The organism is Streptomyces sp. SID12501 (assembly GCF_010550245.1).
GTDB lineage: Bacteria > Actinomycetota > Actinomycetes > Streptomycetales > Streptomycetaceae > Streptomyces.
The window spans coordinates 1-716 of sequence record NZ_JAAGLU010000191.1; the positions used below are offsets into that span (position 1 = coordinate 1).

Genomic DNA, 716 nt, shown 5'->3' on the forward strand with positions numbered 1-716 from the left:
CCCTACCCCCTCGGCGCCACGTACGACGGCACGGGGACCAACTTCGCCCTGTACTCCGGCGTCGCCGAGCGGGTCGAGCTGTGCCTGCTCGACGACGACGGCTCCGAGACGCGGATCGACCTGCCCGAGGTGGACGCGTTCGTCTGGCACGGCTACCTGCCGCAGATCGCGCCCGGCCAGCGCTACGGGTACCGCGTGCACGGCCCGTACGACCCCGCGCAGGGGCACCGCTGCGACCCGTCGAAGCTGCTGCTCGACCCGTACGCGAACGCCATCGACGGCCAGATCGACGGCGACCCGTCGCTCTACTCGTACACGTTCGGCGACCCGGAGACGCGCAACGAGTCGGACTCCGCCGCGCACACCATGACGTCGGTCGTCGTGAACCCGTTCTTCGACTGGGGCCACGACCGCCCGCCGGGCCACCAGTACCACGAGACGATCCTGTACGAGGCCCACGTCAAGGGCCTGACGATGCAGCACCCGGCGGTGCCGGAGGAGCTGCGCGGCACGTACGCCGGGATCGCGCACCCCGCGGTGGTCGAGCACCTGGCGGACCTGGGCGTGACGGCGATCGAGCTCATGCCGGTGCACCAGTTCGTCAACGACCCCTCGCTGCAGGAGAAGGGGCTGTCGAACTACTGGGGCTACAACACCATCGGGTTCTTCGCGCCCCACAACGGCTACTCCTCCATGACCGGCGCGGGTCAGCAGGT

The 716-nt window shown here is 70.0% G+C and carries 1 pseudogene; it reads left to right on the forward strand.

Annotation, left to right across the window (positions count from 1 at the left end):
* Positions 1–716, forward strand: a pseudogene (locus tag G3I71_RS45170) (glycogen debranching enzyme); the annotation flags it as partial.